This is a genomic window from Leptospira noguchii serovar Panama str. CZ214, from assembly GCF_000306255.2.
In the GTDB taxonomy this organism is placed as follows: domain Bacteria; phylum Spirochaetota; class Leptospiria; order Leptospirales; family Leptospiraceae; genus Leptospira; species Leptospira noguchii.
The window spans coordinates 438,397-454,719 of sequence record NZ_AKWY02000034.1 but is presented as its reverse complement, the minus strand read 5'-3'; the positions used below and the strand labels follow the sequence as shown (position 1 = coordinate 454,719).

Here is a 16,323-nt window from a genome sequence, read left to right as displayed (position 1 = left end):
TTTTTTTAGAAAAAGGTAATTATCAAATTTTATGAATGAAACTGGATCCATCGGAATCATTGAAACAAAATACGCAGAGTTCAAAGAACTTACTTTGAACAATGGTTCTACCTTGTCTCCAGTTGTAATTGCTTACGAAACTTATGGTACTCTTTCTGCTTCTAAAAACAATGCGATCTTAATCTGTCATGCTTTGTCTGGAGATGCTCACGCTGCAGGTTATCACTCCAAGTTGGATAAAAAACCGGGTTGGTGGGACGATTATATTGGGCCCGGAAAATCCTTCGATACGAATCAATATTTTATCATCTGTTCCAACGTAATCGGAGGTTGTAAAGGTTCTTCCGGTCCTCTTTCCATTCATCCAGAAACTGGTACTCCTTACGGTTCTCGTTTTCCTTTTGTTTCCATTCAAGATATGGTGAAAGCACAAAAACTTTTAGTTGAATCTTTAGGAATTGAAAAACTCTTCTGTGTCGCTGGCGGTTCTATGGGCGGAATGCAAGCCTTAGAATGGAGCATTGCTTATCCCAACTCTCTTTCCAATTGTATTGTAATGGCCTCCACAGCGGAACATTCGGCTATGCAAATCGCTTTCAACGAAGTAGGAAGACAAGCGATCTTATCCGATCCAAATTGGAAGAACGGTCTTTATGATGAAAATTCACCTCGCAAAGGTTTGGCTCTTGCCAGAATGGTAGGACATATCACTTATCTTTCGGACGATAAGATGAGAGAAAAATTTGGTAGAAACCCTCCTAGAGGAAACATACTTTCCACTGACTTTGCAGTTGGAAGTTATCTCATCTATCAAGGGGAAAGTTTTGTGGATCGTTTTGACGCAAATTCTTATATCTACGTTACAAAAGCTTTAGATCATTACAGCCTTGGAAAAGGGAAAGAATTGACCGCCGCTCTTTCTACGGCAACTTGCAGATTTTTAGTAGTGTCTTATAGTTCCGATTGGTTATACCCTCCTGCACAATCTAGAGAAATTGTAAAATCTCTAGAAGCCGCCGACAAACGAGTGTTCTACGTAGAACTTCAATCTGGAGAAGGCCATGATTCTTTTCTTTTAAAAAACTCAAAACAAATCGAAATTCTAAAAGGATTTTTGGAAAATCCTAACTAGCTACATGACTCCTTTAGAAAAAAAAACATCCATCGATCTGGCTTTAAAAGAAAGACCAGACTTTGCTTACATTCTTAATTTGATTCCTTCTGGTTCCAGAGTTTTGGATCTAGGATGTGGAAACGGAACGTTACTCTACCTTTTAAAGGAAAAAGGAATCCGTGGTCAGGGAATTGAAAAAGACGAAGATTGTATCGTAGAATGTATCCAACGAGGAGTCTACGTTCATCACGGAGATATTGACGAAGGCCTGGAACATCATCAAGACAAACGTTTTGATTACGTGATTCTAAATCAAACGATCCAAGAAACTAGAAATCCAGGAGAAATTTTAAAAGAATCATTGCGGATCGGTAAAAAAGTAATCGTAGCGTTTCCAAACTTCGGTCATTGGAAAGTTCGTTGGAAAATTTTGACCACGGGTAAAACCCCCGTAACAGATTTACTTCCCTATCGCTGGTTTAATACTCCAAACCTTCATTTTCTTTCGGTTTTAGATTTTATAGAATTTTGTGAAATTCAAAAATTTAAGATCGAAGACAGTGCTTACTTCAGAGACTTATCCCAGGTTCGTTTTCGCCCCAATTTCTTTTCTAAACTTGCGCTTTTTGTAATATCCTAATTTTCTAATCAATGTGAGTTCGGTATAACAATTGCGAAAGCGATTATTATGCTGCGATCCATAGTGAGCAGCATTGAGTTTGAAAAATTCCGAAGGAATTGGAGCGAAAACGAACAACTCAGCGTCTCGCTTCTATGGTCGCTCGACGGGTCGCGAGCCAGTCCACTATGAAATTTGCGAGCTGCGACGACGACCCGTAGAGAGTCGTTGCATTGAGTTTATTATTCGCCCCAATTTTCTTACGTCGAACTCACGTTAATAAAGAGAACGTTTTAGTCCAATTTCTATCAGATCGGAAAAAACTTCTTCCATAGAAATTCCAGCCGCTTTGGCCTGTTGAGGAATTAAGCTCGTCTCTGTCATTCCGGGTAACGTGTTTGTTTCTAAAATATGAGGTTCTCCATTTACGATGATAAAATCGGTTCTGGAATATCCGCGACATCCTAATGATTCATGTGCGACTACCGCAAGTTTTTGAACCAGTTTCATTTCTTGTTCTGAAATTCTGGCAGGTGTGATTTCGTGAGAACCTCCCTGTTTGTATTTAGATTCGAAATCAAAAAATTCCCCCCCTGGAACAATTTCGGTTGCGGGTAACGCGATCCTTTTAAATTTTCCGTCTCTGTATCTTTCTAAAACTCCGCAAGAAACTTCGATCCCAGCCAAAAAAGACTGACTCATCAACTTAGATTCGGATTTAAACAAAATCGAAAGTTGTTCTTTCAACTGTTCCACGTTTGTAATTTTATGCGTAGAAACACTGGAACCACCTTCTACCGGTTTTAAAAATTGTGGAAAACCTAGGGTTTCCAGTTTTGTAATCGCTGCATCGATAGAATTCAAATATTCCAATTTATCAATTTCAAAAAAAGGTGCAACCTTCTGACCGGATTGTAAAAATATCTGATTGGCTCTAGTTTTATCCATTGCAATCGCAGAAGCAAGGACTCCGGAACCTGTGTAAGGAATTCCTAAAGTTTCTAAAAATCCTTGAATTGTTCCGTCTTCGCCCTGACCTCCGTGAAGACCTAAAAAAACGATATCCGCATCCAAAGATAAAATCGGATTCGTTCTGGACACTCCGTATCTTTTTTGAAATTCTTCCTGAAATAAATCTGGAGAATTGGCCGCCTCAAACGGAATTGACATCCGATACTCTAAAGGAACGATCCAACCTCCGTCCTTCGTTAAAAGAATGGGTTTGACCGAATGTCCCATTGTATTCAGTGTCTTACAAATAAAACATCCGGTTCGAATCGAAATACTGTGCTCCCCAGAACTTCCACCAAAAAAGACTGCGACTTTTGCCAAAAAAAATTCTCCTCCGATTTTTATATAATCTTTAGAATCTTTTGCATCGTAATTATTCTTTTCTACTCTGAAAACATATTTTCGGAATATCCTTCTAAACCAGTGGGAGAATTTAAATCGGAGTATGATCAATTCTGGTTTTTATATCAAAAGGAAATCAGAGCCGGAGAATCAGAAATGATCTTTCGTCCGTTTTACTCCAGTTATAGAGAAGAAAAGTCAGCGTATCGATTTCAAACAGTTCTTTATCCGATCTATTATAGCGAAGAAACAAAATACTGGAAGGTCTGGACTTTCCTATTTTTTTTTACTGGAACTTCTGCGTTACACGAAGACGTAGGAGAAGACTCAGACATCTTAACTCCTCTTTTGTTTTGGGGTTGGGGAGATACTGCGAGAGAAAAATACTTCGGCTTTTTTCCTTTTGCCGGAAAACTAAGAAATAAAATCGGTTATTCCGAACTGAGTTTTTTTCTTTTTCCTATTTATACAAATTGGAAATACAAAGACTACGAGGCGACATCGATTCTCTGGCCTTTTTTTTTATATGCTTCTTCCGAAACCAGAGAAGAATTTAGAATTTTTCCTTTGTACTCTAAAAAAGTTCATCGAGGTAAATACGAACGTTATTCTATCTTGTGGCCTTTTTTTCAGTGGGGAAGTACATTTCAAGACAAAAGAGAACCTGTACATTACAAACTTTTCTTTCCATTTTTTGGATTCAAAGATTCGGAAACTGGAAACATGAAATCCAGAGGATTTTTGATCCTTCCACTTTTAGGTTCTTTATTCGGTTACGGTTACGACAAACGGACTGGGGAAAAAGACTATAACGCGTTATTCTTCTTGTTTCAATACGGAACCAATCAGGACGAAGACTATCATAAACTTATATTATTTCCCTTTTATGGACATTATAGATTTGCGTCTAAACAAACCACATTTATCACCCCTCTTTACTTTCATTTACAGACGGACACGTATCATATACAATCGGACGATACATTTCTAATTCCATTTTATTTCTACTCTAAAAGAAAATATGTTCAATGGGATCGTGACGAAAGTTATCTGAAACTCTGGCCAATTTTTAAATATCAAAAAGACAGAGAAGGAAATTTAGTTTGGAATGTACTATCCTTATTTCCAGTCAAATCCGAGGTAGTAGATAGAATCTGGGACCCTCTTTGGTCCGTAGTTGAATATCAAAAACTTTCTAACGGAGAAAAAAGATTTTCTATTTTGATGAGAACTTATACACAAAGATGGACTGCAACAGAGTTTCACGCTAGCATTCCTTTTGTTTTGGAGCTTTCGATCACTCCCGAAAAAACTTCCTGGAAATTCCTTTACGGCCTTATTGGTTATGAAAGAATCGAAACCAAGCGGAATCTTCAACTACTCTGGTTTATCAAAATATGACAGGGCCCATCAAAGAAAAACTTACAAAATTTTTCTATGCAAGCGGTTTTACGATCCTTTTAGTATATGAAAGTATTCTTAACCTTCCTTACAGTTTTTTTAAAAGAAGAGAAATTTTAGATCAGATGTACATCACTGGAGTCGGAAGTATTTCTGTGGTTTCGATAGTCGCCGTTTTTACTGGAATGATCATGTCGCTTAATACCGGACTAGGGCTCAAAGACTTTGGTGCAGAAGGACAGATTGGTCTTTTGATGACAATCACTCTTACCAGAGAAATGTCTCCATTTATGACCGCTTTGATCCTCGCTGCTTCAATCGGTTCCGCCATGGCTGCTGAAATTGGGACGATGAAAGTTTCCGAGGAAGTGGACGCTCTTGAAGTGATGTCCATTGATCCGGTACGTTATTTGATCTTTCCTAGGATCTTAGGATTTTCGGTCATGGTACCGGTGTTATGCGTTTATTCTACCGCGCTTGGAATTTTAGGAGGGGCGATCGTAGGTTATTTCCAACTTGGAATCGACTACTTTACTTATTTTAGAGACGTGTTTGATCGAATCGCTTCTATCCCAGGTTTAAAAGATTTATATGTAGGAATTCTAAAGGGTTTTATCTTTGGAGTCATTGTATCCGCAATTTCCTGTTCACACGGACTTAGAACATCCGGTGGAGCAATCGGAGTCGGTCGAGCCACAAGAGAATCGGTGGTCGCTTCATTTTTAATGGTGATCTTTACTGGTTATATGATCACTGCATTATTTTATAGAGATTGAAACCATGGAACCGTTTGCAATCGAACTTAAAAACGTACATAAAACTTTCGGCAAAAGAAAGATCCTAGCAGGAATGGATCTTCACGTAAAAAAAGGAGAAACCTTAGTGATCCTGGGTCCTTCTGGAACAGGTAAGTCTGTCACTCTCAAACATATCACTGGACTTTTAGAACCGGACGCGGGGGATTGTTTTATCTTCGGAGAAAGTATTTCTAGAGTAGATTCCAAAGTTAAAAAGAGACTACGTGCGAGAATGGGAGTTTTATTTCAGTCAGGAGCGCTGATCAATTGGTTAACCGTCTTTGATAACGTAGCCCTTCCTTTAAGAGAACATAAATTGGCTTCGGAAGAAAAAATCCAAAAAATCGTAATGGAAAAATTAAAATTAGTGGATATGGTGATTGCAAAAGATAATTTTCCGAACGATATATCCGGTGGTATGAAAAAAAGAGCAGGAATCGCAAGGGCGATTACTACCAATCCGGAAATTATTCTCTATGACGAACCTACTTCCGGTTTGGACCCTGTGATGTCTAACGTGATCAACGAACTAGTATTAAAAATTCAAAAAGAGACCGGGGCCGCACAAGTTGTAGTTACACACGACATGTCTAGCGCTTACATGATTGCAGATAGAATCAGTTTTGTCTACAAAGGGCAAATCGTATTTACCGGAACTCCCGAAGAAATTCAAAATTCAAACAATGAACTGATCCAACAATTTATTCACGGAAAAACTACAGGGCCTATGATTTTGGAAACCAAATCGTAAAACTGTTTTCTATATAAGGAGAATTGAATATGAATTCGTTACGTTATCTACTTGTAGGAATCATTTTCACCGCTGCGATTACCGTAGTCGGTTATTTTACGATTATTACGGAAGGTGGCCCCATTAAAAAAAAGGGAGAGTTTATGAAGGCCACCTTTAGAAACGCGGAAGGAATCAAAGTAGGAAATAAAGTAACCGTTCAAGGAGTACCTTTCGGTTACGTTTCTGCAATCAGACTGATTCAAATTGATGAAAGTGGAATCGAGGTTCAATCAGGAGAAATTGGAATTGGAACCAGAGTAGAAATTACGATGTTATTAAGAGAAAAAATCAATCTCTATGACAACTATGACATTATCATTAAAAATGAAAGCCTCTTGACCGGACGTGTGATCGCAATTGATCCGGGCACTACAGATCTGGAACCAAAACAACTCAAAACTAGAACAACTCCAGTTACTATGATAGATTATAAAACGACTGGTTCACTCAAAGGCCGAGTATTACAAGATCCTTTAGTAAGTTTATCAGAATTGATTTCTGAAAACAGAGGCGACATTCGAAAAACCTTTTCTAATATCGCAGATATTACCACAAAAATTAATACAGGAGACGGAAGTTTGGGGAGATTGATTAACAACGACGACGTTCATAAAAATGTAAACACGGTTTTGACAGATGCACAAATTGTCCTAAGGGAACTTAGAGAAGGCCTAGAAGATACAAGAGAACAAACCCCGGTTACAAGCTTTATTCGAGCAGCGTTAAGCGCTTTTTAATATGATAAGATTTGTCCCAAGACTGGAACAGATTTTGCAACTTGATTTTTCTGACAAATTGAATAAAGTTTTAAACACACTGTAAATTATTTTAATTCTATATTATGATTAATAAATATACAATATCGATTATAGGAACCGGAATTATGGGGCGAGGAATGGCGGCAAATCTTTCAAAGGCCGGGCATAACCTCAGGCTCTACACAAGAAATGTTTCTAAAATACAAGATTTAAAAAAAGATAATGTGCAAATTTTCGATTCTCCCGTAGAAGCTTCTAAAAATTCCGATTTAGTAGTTCTTTGTTTGACCGAAGATCAAATCGTAGAAAAGGAAACAATTTCTTCAGGACTTTTAGATCTAAAACCTCCCGTCTTAATCGACTGCGGAACCACCTCAATTTCTTTGACCTTGAAACTTTCTGAGTTATGTTCGGTAAAAAAAATTCGTTTTTACGATTCTCCTATGACCGGCTCTAAAAACGCAGCAAAAGACGGACAGATTCTTTTTATGATAGGAGCCAAACAAGAAGATATAAAAGACATTCAATTTTTCTTTAAAATTTGCGGTAAAGATGTAGTCTACTGTAATCAAATAGGCGGAGGTCAAAAGGCAAAACTTGCACTTAACATGATTCAGGCGGGAATTTTTCAAGTTTATATGGAAGGTTTTGAACTTGCAAAAAATTCGGGATTGGATCCTTCGATACTGAAAGATATTCTTCTTCAATCCGCTGCTAAATCGGGAATTGCAGAATTCAAATTTCCTTATGTATTTTCAGGAAACTACGAAACTCATTTTTCTTTAAAGAACATGAGAAAGGACGTTTATCACGCAATGGAACTTGCCAGAGAAAATAAAACAAACCTTTCTCTTTGTCAAAATCTCACAAACATCTACGACTTAGGAGTGAACGCAGGTTATGCGGAAAATGATTTTTGCAGCTTAAACGAAGTTACAGCGAAGATCCGTCCTCCCAAATCAGAGAATCTGTAATTGCCTTTCCTTCCTGATTCACTTTTAAACGTATATGTACTTTTTCTTTTCTAAGTCGTTTTTCGTATTCTAAAGCTTTTTTTTCGTTCACATAATAACGTCCGTTTTCAATCTCAAAACGTCCATATTTACAGGTTCCACGTAAATATACTTTACAGATGCTCTTATCCTCTAAAGTTTCTTCATTACAATCTTCTACAACAAGTCCTTCGTTTTCATAAATCCTACCCAAATGAGGATAACAAATACAACTCTTTCCGTCTGTATTCGATTGATTCAATATCTCATTTTTTTGTCTTTTACAAACACCATCTTCGCCAGTTTGAAACCCAATATTATATTGAAGATAGTGCCCCGAAAGTAGATCTCTTGGATCATAACCAGCGATTGGTAGAATTAGTTCCTTTCCTCTAGTTTTAGTAAATTCTAAAGTTATAATCTCCGAAGCGAAAAACAAAACTGGAAGCAACAAGGCAACAGGAAGAGCTAGTTTTAAAATTTTCATTCCCCTCCTCCTAATAAAATTCTTATCTTAGATCTGTATTTTAAATATCCGATCGTAAATATTATAATTAGTAATCCAGAAATGATCAGTCCAAATCCAGTATAGGTGAGGCTTCCAAATAAATCAAAATAAAAGAATAGAAATCGAATTCCTATGATTGCTAAAGAAAGGTCAAAAATCATTTTATGGTTTCGAAACGCGGACGCAATTGCCAACCAAAATAGAAGGAACAAAAAAGAAGGAAACAATTTGATAGAATAATTCCAAATATGTGTTCCGATTGTCGGCTCTGCTGAATGAATATAACGAAATGGATGTGGGAAACACAGTAAGAAAAATAAAACTAAACCGATTCCTAAAGATTTTTTTTGATTAGAATCAATTTCAGGATTAAAAACTAAAAGATAGAAAATTGGAATTAGAATCAACAATCTACAAATCATAATCAACCACCCAAACTGATAATCTATCTCGTCTTCTATGCCAGAACCATTATACGAGTTGGTAAAATGTGAAAAAAAACTCATTGACCAAGTTCCAACAATCCAAAAAATTACGGCCCAAAAAAATAGAGTATTTTTTCTAGATTCCAAAACAAATTTTTCAGAAACTAACCAAACTCCCGTAAAAATCATTAGAGAATAATAAAAATATTGAATCCAGTAACTCTGGTTTTGTCCAAAATGTTCCGGATGATCCAAAGTGTATTCCTGGATCCATCCAATCATAAAAATTTGAAACCCTAAAATCCAAAGATGCAAAAAGGTTTTAGAATCGGTTGCAATCAAGAACAAACAACTGAGTATACACCAAAGCATCGCCGCTTGATAATACTCTCCTTCTAAGTTGTAAACCTGAGAGATCAGTCCGATCATACCTAAGATTAAAATTGAATAGAGTATTATAAAAACTGTAAGTAGATTTGAATTTTTCCGTTTCCAAAAACCTAGTCCCGCTACAAGAGCAAGAACGGCAAGGCCAAATCCCAATTTAACAAAATCATGAATTTCTTCCCAGTTAGCTGCAATAATAGCAATAACACCAATTCCAATAACGACCGCGCCTAAAATGAGGAACGAATAGTATAGATACGGAGATTTTCGATTTTCTTCGAAATTTAAAATCGCTTCTGATTGTTCAGAACCGATGAGCCCCTTATCTACCCATCTTTTTAGTTTTTGTTCTAATCTCATAGATGGGAAGACTTTAGGGAGAATTTAACTAAATACAAGAAGTTTTTTAATCGGGAGAATCCAAACTCTTACTTTAATCAGTAATTTTTAAAAGAAGTCTTAATCCTTTAAAAAAGCCAGCCCCCAATCCCTTACGTTACCCGCTCCTAGGGTGACTAATTTATCTCCAGGTTTTAGAAAACTTTTCAATGTAAGAACTCCTTGCGAAATCTCCTTAGTAAGAATTTTTGCAGGAACCTTCATAAAATCTGCAATGAGTTTTGCATTAACTCCATCAATAGCGTCTTCTCCTGCAGAATAAATTGGTAAAAGAAACACAATCTCTCCCGAATCTAAACTTTCTGCAAACTCCTTATAAAGATTTTGCGTTCGAGTATATCTGTGTGGTTGAAACAATATGACTGCCCTTCCTTCTTTTTTTAACTCTTCCATAGACTGTATCACCGCCTTGATTTCAGTGGGATGATGACCATAATCGTCGTAGACTTCGATTCCGTTTTTACTTCCTAAATATTCAAGTCTTCTATTTACGCCTGAATATTCTGAAATTTTAGAAACCAATTCAGAAAAAGGAATTCCAGTTTCAAAACAAGCCAAAATCGAAGCCAAAGCATTTTTTAAGTAGTGTTCACCTGGATACTTTAGAGAAAAAGAATATTCTTTTTTTTGAAAATAAAAATATAAAACCCTAGATTGTATTGTATAATATACAATTTGTTCTAGATCAATGTCAGAAAAAACCTCTTTTTTTGTAAAATCAAATATTCCGATTTCGAAAGAATTCTCTTTTAAATCTTGTACAATTGGTTTTTTCGAATTTTGCGACAAAACATCCATAAATTCATCCGGATTTTCAATTTTAGAAAACCCTAATATTCTGGAACGATCTTTGATAAGTTTAATAGAATCCCTAATTCCTATATCGTCTAAATTTAAAATCAATCTCCTGGATGCTCTTTCCATATAACGCGCAAATGCGTTCAACAAGTTTTCTCTAGTTTTATAATAATCTAAATGGTCTTCGTCTACATTAGTAAGGATTCTGATTTCCGCATAATGATTATTAAATGTTCCGTCCGATTCGTCCGATTCAAATATTCCCCATTCACCCTTTCCCCATACTCCACCCTTACCACCTAAAAACGCTACTTCTCCTCCCACCATTACGGATGGAAACATTCCACACTTTTCCAATAAAAACGCCGTCATTGCGGTTGTAGTTGTTTTTCCATGCGAACCCGCAACTGAAATTTGTTTTTTCTCCGACATGATTTTATGAAGTAGTTCCGATCGATGAATCAAAGGAATTCCTTTTTCCCTAAACTTTTTTACCAAAGGGTGGCTATCCAATCGGATAGCGGAAGAATATACCGCTATACTATAATTTTCTATTTCTATAATATCAGATTTATGGAATACGATTGCTCCATTTGAAATCAATTTCTCCACAACTCCGGAATTTTTACCGTCGTACCCACTTACCTCAAAACCCTTGCTCAAAAATAAAAACGCAAGAGAAGACATTCCAGAGCCGCCGATTCCCAAAAAAAACGGTTTTTGAAAGGATTTTGGATCCATCTTCAATCGAGAGAAAAAAAGTATTTAGCCGTGTCCTTGGAAGCGTCCACGTGAGAACATTCAAGAGAACTGATTGACATGTCGTTTAACAAATTGACGTTATTTGCCATTTGATCTAGAACACGAAAGAGATAAGACTCATCCTCGTCTTTTTGATCAATTACGATCGCCGCCCCGTTGAGCTCAAAATATTTTGCGTTTGCCATTTGGTGATCGTCTTTTGCATAAGGATAAGGTATCAAAATCATAGGCAATGCAAATGCGGCACATTCGGAAAGAACTCCAGAGCCGGAACGAGCAATGACAAAGTTTGCCCATTCATAGTGTTCCTTCATGTTATCCGAATAAGAGATAAGTTCCGCGTCCTTTTTAGATTTTTTAGAAACCTCTTCGTAAAGAGCTGAACCGGTCAGTACCCTAAATCGGAATTGAGTGTTGATTTCCTCATGACCCATTAAAGCGATTACAATATTATTGATCTGCCTCGCACCTTGACTTCCTCCCATCACAAGCACGTTAAATTGTTTTTTCTTTTTAGTATCATATTTTTCGAAAAACTTAAGAGACATCTTTGGAATCGTTTTTTTTCGAAGAGGATTTCCCAACACTTGATAATCGCATGGAATTTTAGAATTTTTAGGCGGTAAACTAAACGCCACTTTACTCGCAAATCGAAAGAACAATCGATTTACGTTTCCCGGAATTGTATTCTGCTCACAGAGATAAATTTTTTTTCTAAAAAATATCCCATAAAGAATAGAAGATACCGTAGAATACCCTCCCATTCCTATGATTACATCTATATTCAATTTTTTAAATATAATAAAAGTCTTTATAATTTGAATGGTATACCGAATAGGAAATAGAAAAAAATTACTGGAAAGAGGCGGAAGATTATGCCATAAAACCGGGCAAGGAGCCTGTTCTAAATCCTGATTATTTTTATTACGAACCAAAGAATATAAATATAAATTTTCATATCCAATTTTTTCTTTCAATTCGGTCAATACTTCCGCAAGTGCAACTCCCGGTGAAATATGTCCTCCGGTTCCACCGGCTACGATTACAATTGATCTCATAGACCCAAATTTTCCTTTCGAGTAATATTGACAAGAATTCCGAGAGAAATCAACACGATCAGAATCGAAGATCCTCCGTAACTTACAAACGGCAAACTAATTCCGGTAATCGGAAAAATTCCAGTTACTACAAACATATTGATGATAAACTGGGTTCCTAAAACGATCAAAATCCCCGATCCTAAATAAAATCCAAACGGATCTTGAACTTTTTGGATCAAATAAAAACTTCGGAATAATAAAAGTAGAACCAGAAAAATAAACGTCATAAATCCGATAAAACCAAAATCTTCTACAAACGTAGAAAGCACGAAATCGGTATGACTGTAAGTTAAATATCTATGTGCGTAACCAGATGCCAATTTATTTCCGAACCATCCACCGTCTAAAAATGCTCTAAACGAAGTTACGAGCTGATGACCTTCATCAAAACGATACCGATAGGGATCAAGCCAAACCTCTACCCTTTTCTTTCGATAACCTACACGATCGATCAAAATATAAATCAACGGAAGTGAAACAATCCCTGCAATGAGCAGGTTTCGAAATGGAAATCCGAATAAAAAAATAAAACCCAAAATGACAAATAGAATTTCAAGTGTGGTTCCAAACGCAGGTTCTACAAGAATCAACACAATCACTGTCAAAAGAAGTAAAATGGGGATTAGAAGTTTTTTATAGTCCGGAGTAATTTCTAATTTTAATTTTTGAAAGAGAGAAGCGAGATAAACAAGAACCGCCACCTTAGCCACCTCGGAAGGTTGTAATTGATATGGACCCAAGGCGATCCATCTGTGAAAGTTTCTTCCGTAATAAGTAGAAACGGATTTTCCAATTCCAGGAATAAAAACCAAAACCAAAAGACCTATCGCCAAAACAATTCCGACTAACGCTAGTTTTTCGAGTTTTTGATAAGGAAATAGGGAAAAGAAAAAAAAGAAAACCAATCCTATACAAATCCAAATTGTTTGTTTTTTTAAAAAATATTCAGAATCCTTAAACTCTCTCCAGGCTGTAATACTCGAAGAAGAATACATAACACAGAGCCCAGTAAATAAGAGAATAAAAATTGTCACGACCAAAAGAACGTCTAAGGAATTTTTTCCGGGAAGCCAAAATTCTCTCCACTTTCTTATGATAAAATCGATCATTGAATTTTCAAAGTAGACAAAGATATGATCGCCAAAATGATCGCAATGATCCAAAAACGAATCACTATTTTAGTTTCCTTTAGTCCGCCTAACTCAAAATGATGATGAAGCGGCGCCATTTTAAAAATCCTTTTTCCGGTCAGTTTAAATGAACCTACTTGAAGTATTACCGAAATAGCTTCGCTGACAAAGATCGCTCCTAAGATTAAAAGTAAAATTTCCTTCTTCAAAAGAATTACGATCATTCCAAGTGTCGCTCCTAAAAATAAGGAACCGGTATCACCCATAAACACTTGGGCGGGGTGCGCGTTGAACCATAAAAAACCGAAAAGTGCACCTGTAAGCGCGGAAAGAAATACGGAATATTCGTGTGCACCCGGAAGATAAGGGATGTTCAGATAATTCGCCACAATAGGAGTTCCAGAAAAATATGCAATGATTCCTAAAGTCATTACTGAAACCACAACGGTTCCTGTTGCAAGACCATCAAGTCCGTCCGTCAAATTCACCGCATGAGAAGAACCAATGATTACAAGAATTGAAAAGGGAATTGCAATTACACCTAACGCGATTACGGGTCCCTTGACAAAAGGAAAAAACAAATCCGTAAGCTGAAAAGAAATTTTACCTGTTTGACCGGTCGTTCCAGTATAATAAAAAAATAATATACAAAAAACAAAAGAAATCAAAATCGAAAGGATAAACTTAGTTCTGGCCCTCATTCCACCCTTGATCCTTTTTACTGATTTCATATAATCATCTGCAAAACCCAATGCAGAAAAAGAAAGGGAAAATACGGAGAGTAAAATTACATTCGGATTTTTTAAATTACCCCAGAGTAAAACCGAAATCAAAAGAGAACCTATGATTAAAAGTCCTCCCATCGTAGGTGTTCCTTTTTTAATTTCGTGGGATTTTGGGCCGTCGTCTCGAACGGATTCTCTAAATTTTAATCCGTATAAAAAGTCTATAATCCTATGTCCGAACCAAAACGTGACTAACATAGAAGTCAAACCAGCCATCAAAGCTCTAAAGGTAACATAACTGAAAATCCGAAGTGAATCTAGATGATTGAAATAAAGATCATAGAGATAATAAAACATTTTACCTGTCCTGCTTTTAGAAAAACGGAGTATTCATTTTTTGTATCGGAAAATTTCTAAAAAAGCCCGAATGCTTTTTGAACTTCTTCTACGTCGCTAAAATGACGTTTTTCCTTTCCAATGATCTGGTATTCTTCGTGTCCTTTTCCAGCCACGAGTAAACACCCTCCTTCGGGTAAACAAGAAATCCCTTCCACAATTGCTTTTGCACGGTCTACTTCTCTTAAAAGTGGAGTGAAACCAGTGGAAAATCCGGTTTGAATTTCATCTAAAATCGCCTCCGGTTTTTCCGTTCTAGGATTATCGGAAGTCAAGATCACCTGATCGGAAAGTTGTTCGGCGATTCGAGCCATTTTAGGTCGTTTGGTTCTATCCCGATCTCCTCCACATCCAAATAAAGTAATTAAACGTTTAGGTTGAGAATCCCTTACACTTCGGATTATATTTTCGAGTGCATCCGGAGTATGTGCATAATCCACCACCGCCATCTTAGAACGATCTTTATTATAAACGATCTGAAATCTTCCAGGAATCTGAGGGATTTTTTTCAGAGAGTTAGACATCTTTTCTAAATCCAAACCTATACCAATTCCAGTTAAAAATGCAAGAGCCGTATTTCGAACGTTAAACGAACCAAGCAAATTGGTTGAAATTTTTTGTTTTTGGTTTTCGGACAAATTTAAAACGTAGTAAGTGCCTTGTAAGTTTAAAAAAATGTCACTTACTTTATATTTACCATCAATACCGTCTAACGTATTTATTGGAAGATCCGGAAATCGATTTAGAATTTTCTGATAGAGTTTGCTTCCATTAGACGCAGAGTAATCCAAAACGGCAAAAGGAGATTTAGAAAAATCTAAAATTTCAAAAAGACGAAACTTACTTTCAAAATAATCTTCCATATCTGAATGAAAGTCTAAGTGATCTTGAGTAAGATTTGTAAATACCCCTGCTTTTATAGAAATTCCATTCATTCTTCCTAATTTGAGACCATGAGAACTTGCTTCCATAAAAATGGTAGTGATTCCGTCTTCTTTCATCTCTTTGAGAATTAAGTTGAGAGAAGAAGCGTCCGGTGTAGTATAACCTGTATCTATCACTCTATCTCCAAACTTGACTCCAATTGTTCCGATCAATCCACAACGGATTCCTTGGTCTTTTGTCAATGAAAATAGAATATTCGTCAAAGAAGTTTTACCGTTTGTCCCAGTTACGGCTATAATCTCTAGATCTTTAGAAGGATTTCCTAAAAGAAAAGAAGCGATTTTACCTTGTAGTTGTTCCGGGTCAGTTTCACATTCCAAAAAAACTTTGGAAGAATTTATCACTTCTAAAGAATCATTAAACACGTTAGAATCGGTTCGTAGTAAAATTAGGGAAGCTTTTGTATTGGAAATAAATTCTTTCTTTTTGAAACCAATAGAATCGGCTACGCAGAATATATCGTTTTCATTTGTCTTCCTAGAATCCGATTGGATATATTCAATTTCGATTGAATCCGGATTTTTTTCGGAAGGGTAAGATTTTAATTTAAGTTCTGGGAATTCAAGGAGAAGACTGGTTAACTTCATTTTCATCTTCGTTTTTTTCGGGTGGTAAGTTCAAAGTAATAATTCTATCCCCCACTGTGATAGGAAGATAGTTATATGTTTTTCTGTAAAGAGTTTCGATTCTTTTTGCGGAAGTATAAGTAGCGACTCCAATTTTTAAATCGTCGTTTTTCTTAATCTGTTTAATCTTTTCATTCGTAGCAATTCCTATTTCTCTGTTGAGTCTGGCAACTTGAACGTTTTGCCAAACATAAAGAAAAAATAAACTTAAAAAAAGAATCACCTTTCCTAAGTTCAAAAATAAAGTCCAGAGATCTTTCCAAATGGAATGTTTTAGAAACGACGACATCTATTT

At 36.3% G+C, this 16,323-nt stretch carries 16 protein-coding genes; 7 read left to right on the top strand and 9 right to left on the bottom strand.

Features of this window, described 5'->3' with window-relative positions:
- The first annotated feature begins 31 nt into the window (after nucleotides 1-31).
- Together metX and metW are read left to right on the top strand one after the other, a co-directional pair.
- Nucleotides 32-1,132: a homoserine O-acetyltransferase MetX gene (gene metX / locus LEP1GSC059_RS19420; RefSeq protein WP_017214858.1), complete on the top strand. Its 1,101-nt coding sequence runs from the start codon at nucleotides 32-34 to the stop codon at nucleotides 1,130-1,132.
- A gap of 4 nt (nucleotides 1,133-1,136) precedes the next feature.
- A complete protein-coding gene (gene metW, locus LEP1GSC059_RS19415; RefSeq protein WP_002178389.1) occupies nucleotides 1,137-1,754 on the top strand; it encodes a methionine biosynthesis protein MetW in 618 nt (205 codons plus the stop codon).
- Between the two features lie 255 nt (nucleotides 1,755-2,009).
- On the opposite strand, the gene LEP1GSC059_RS19410 is transcribed toward metW, so the two are convergent.
- A complete protein-coding gene (locus tag LEP1GSC059_RS19410) occupies nucleotides 2,010-3,065 on the bottom strand; it encodes a D-alanine--D-alanine ligase (RefSeq protein ID WP_020981294.1) in 1,056 nt (351 codons plus the stop codon).
- Here LEP1GSC059_RS19410 and LEP1GSC059_RS19405 point away from each other — a divergent pair.
- The 5 genes from LEP1GSC059_RS19405 (at nucleotide 3,021) to LEP1GSC059_RS19385 (ending at nucleotide 7,809) form a co-directional block, all read left to right on the top strand.
- Entirely contained in the window at nucleotides 3,021-4,487 is a 1,467-nt protein-coding gene (locus LEP1GSC059_RS19405; protein WP_036057937.1) for a hypothetical protein, read from the top strand. The genes LEP1GSC059_RS19410 and LEP1GSC059_RS19405 overlap by 45 nt on opposite strands.
- Entirely contained in the window at nucleotides 4,484-5,263 is a 780-nt protein-coding gene (locus tag LEP1GSC059_RS19400; RefSeq protein WP_017214855.1) for an MlaE family ABC transporter permease, read from the top strand. The genes LEP1GSC059_RS19405 and LEP1GSC059_RS19400 overlap by 4 nt, the downstream gene beginning before the upstream one ends.
- Before the next feature lie 4 nt (nucleotides 5,264-5,267).
- A complete protein-coding gene (locus LEP1GSC059_RS19395) occupies nucleotides 5,268-6,035 on the top strand; it encodes an ABC transporter ATP-binding protein (RefSeq protein WP_017214854.1) in 768 nt (255 codons plus the stop codon).
- Nucleotides 6,036-6,064: 29 nt separating this feature from the next.
- A complete protein-coding gene (gene mce, locus LEP1GSC059_RS19390; RefSeq protein WP_004456721.1) occupies nucleotides 6,065-6,814 on the top strand; it encodes a mammalian cell entry protein Mce in 750 nt (249 codons plus the stop codon).
- Between the two features lie 104 nt (nucleotides 6,815-6,918).
- Nucleotides 6,919-7,809 carry an NAD(P)-dependent oxidoreductase gene (locus LEP1GSC059_RS19385; protein ID WP_081099757.1) on the top strand — a complete coding sequence of 297 codons (891 nt, stop codon included), beginning with the start codon at nucleotides 6,919-6,921 and terminating at the stop codon, nucleotides 7,807-7,809.
- Here the strand turns inward: LEP1GSC059_RS19385 and LEP1GSC059_RS19380 are convergent.
- From LEP1GSC059_RS19380 to LEP1GSC059_RS19345, 8 genes are all read right to left on the bottom strand, one after another.
- Nucleotides 7,769-8,314, bottom strand: coding sequence for a GDYXXLXY domain-containing protein (locus LEP1GSC059_RS19380; RefSeq protein WP_004447526.1), 546 nt, complete (start codon nucleotides 8,312-8,314; stop codon nucleotides 7,769-7,771). The two genes, LEP1GSC059_RS19385 and LEP1GSC059_RS19380, sit on opposite strands and share 41 nt — an antisense overlap.
- Complete coding sequence (locus tag LEP1GSC059_RS19375) at nucleotides 8,311-9,507, bottom strand: DUF2157 domain-containing protein (RefSeq protein WP_017214851.1); 1,197 nt, start codon at nucleotides 9,505-9,507, stop codon at nucleotides 8,311-8,313. The genes LEP1GSC059_RS19380 and LEP1GSC059_RS19375 overlap by 4 nt, the downstream gene beginning before the upstream one ends.
- Before the next feature lie 99 nt (nucleotides 9,508-9,606).
- Nucleotides 9,607-11,085 carry a UDP-N-acetylmuramate--L-alanine ligase gene (locus LEP1GSC059_RS19370; RefSeq protein ID WP_020981177.1) on the bottom strand — a complete coding sequence of 493 codons (1,479 nt, stop codon included), beginning with the start codon at nucleotides 11,083-11,085 and terminating at the stop codon, nucleotides 9,607-9,609.
- Between the two features lie 2 nt (nucleotides 11,086-11,087).
- Nucleotides 11,088-12,164: a UDP-N-acetylglucosamine--N-acetylmuramyl-(pentapeptide) pyrophosphoryl-undecaprenol N-acetylglucosamine transferase gene (locus LEP1GSC059_RS19365; RefSeq protein WP_020981291.1), complete on the bottom strand. Its 1,077-nt coding sequence runs from the start codon at nucleotides 12,162-12,164 to the stop codon at nucleotides 11,088-11,090.
- Nucleotides 12,161-13,315 carry an FtsW/RodA/SpoVE family cell cycle protein gene (locus LEP1GSC059_RS19360; RefSeq protein ID WP_002178323.1) on the bottom strand — a complete coding sequence of 385 codons (1,155 nt, stop codon included), beginning with the start codon at nucleotides 13,313-13,315 and terminating at the stop codon, nucleotides 12,161-12,163. Before LEP1GSC059_RS19360 ends, LEP1GSC059_RS19365 begins: the two co-directional genes overlap by 4 nt.
- On the bottom strand, nucleotides 13,312-14,418 hold the full coding sequence (gene mraY, locus LEP1GSC059_RS19355) for a phospho-N-acetylmuramoyl-pentapeptide-transferase (RefSeq protein WP_017214848.1): 1,107 nt from the start codon (nucleotides 14,416-14,418) through the stop codon (nucleotides 13,312-13,314). The genes LEP1GSC059_RS19360 and mraY overlap by 4 nt, the downstream gene beginning before the upstream one ends.
- Nucleotides 14,419-14,474: 56 nt before the next feature.
- Nucleotides 14,475-15,995 carry a UDP-N-acetylmuramoyl-L-alanyl-D-glutamate--2,6-diaminopimelate ligase gene (locus LEP1GSC059_RS19350; RefSeq protein WP_017214847.1) on the bottom strand — a complete coding sequence of 507 codons (1,521 nt, stop codon included), beginning with the start codon at nucleotides 15,993-15,995 and terminating at the stop codon, nucleotides 14,475-14,477.
- Nucleotides 15,964-16,317: a hypothetical protein gene (locus LEP1GSC059_RS19345; protein WP_002153838.1), complete on the bottom strand. Its 354-nt coding sequence runs from the start codon at nucleotides 16,315-16,317 to the stop codon at nucleotides 15,964-15,966. The genes LEP1GSC059_RS19350 and LEP1GSC059_RS19345 overlap by 32 nt, the downstream gene beginning before the upstream one ends.
- Nucleotides 16,318-16,323 lie beyond the last annotated feature (6 nt).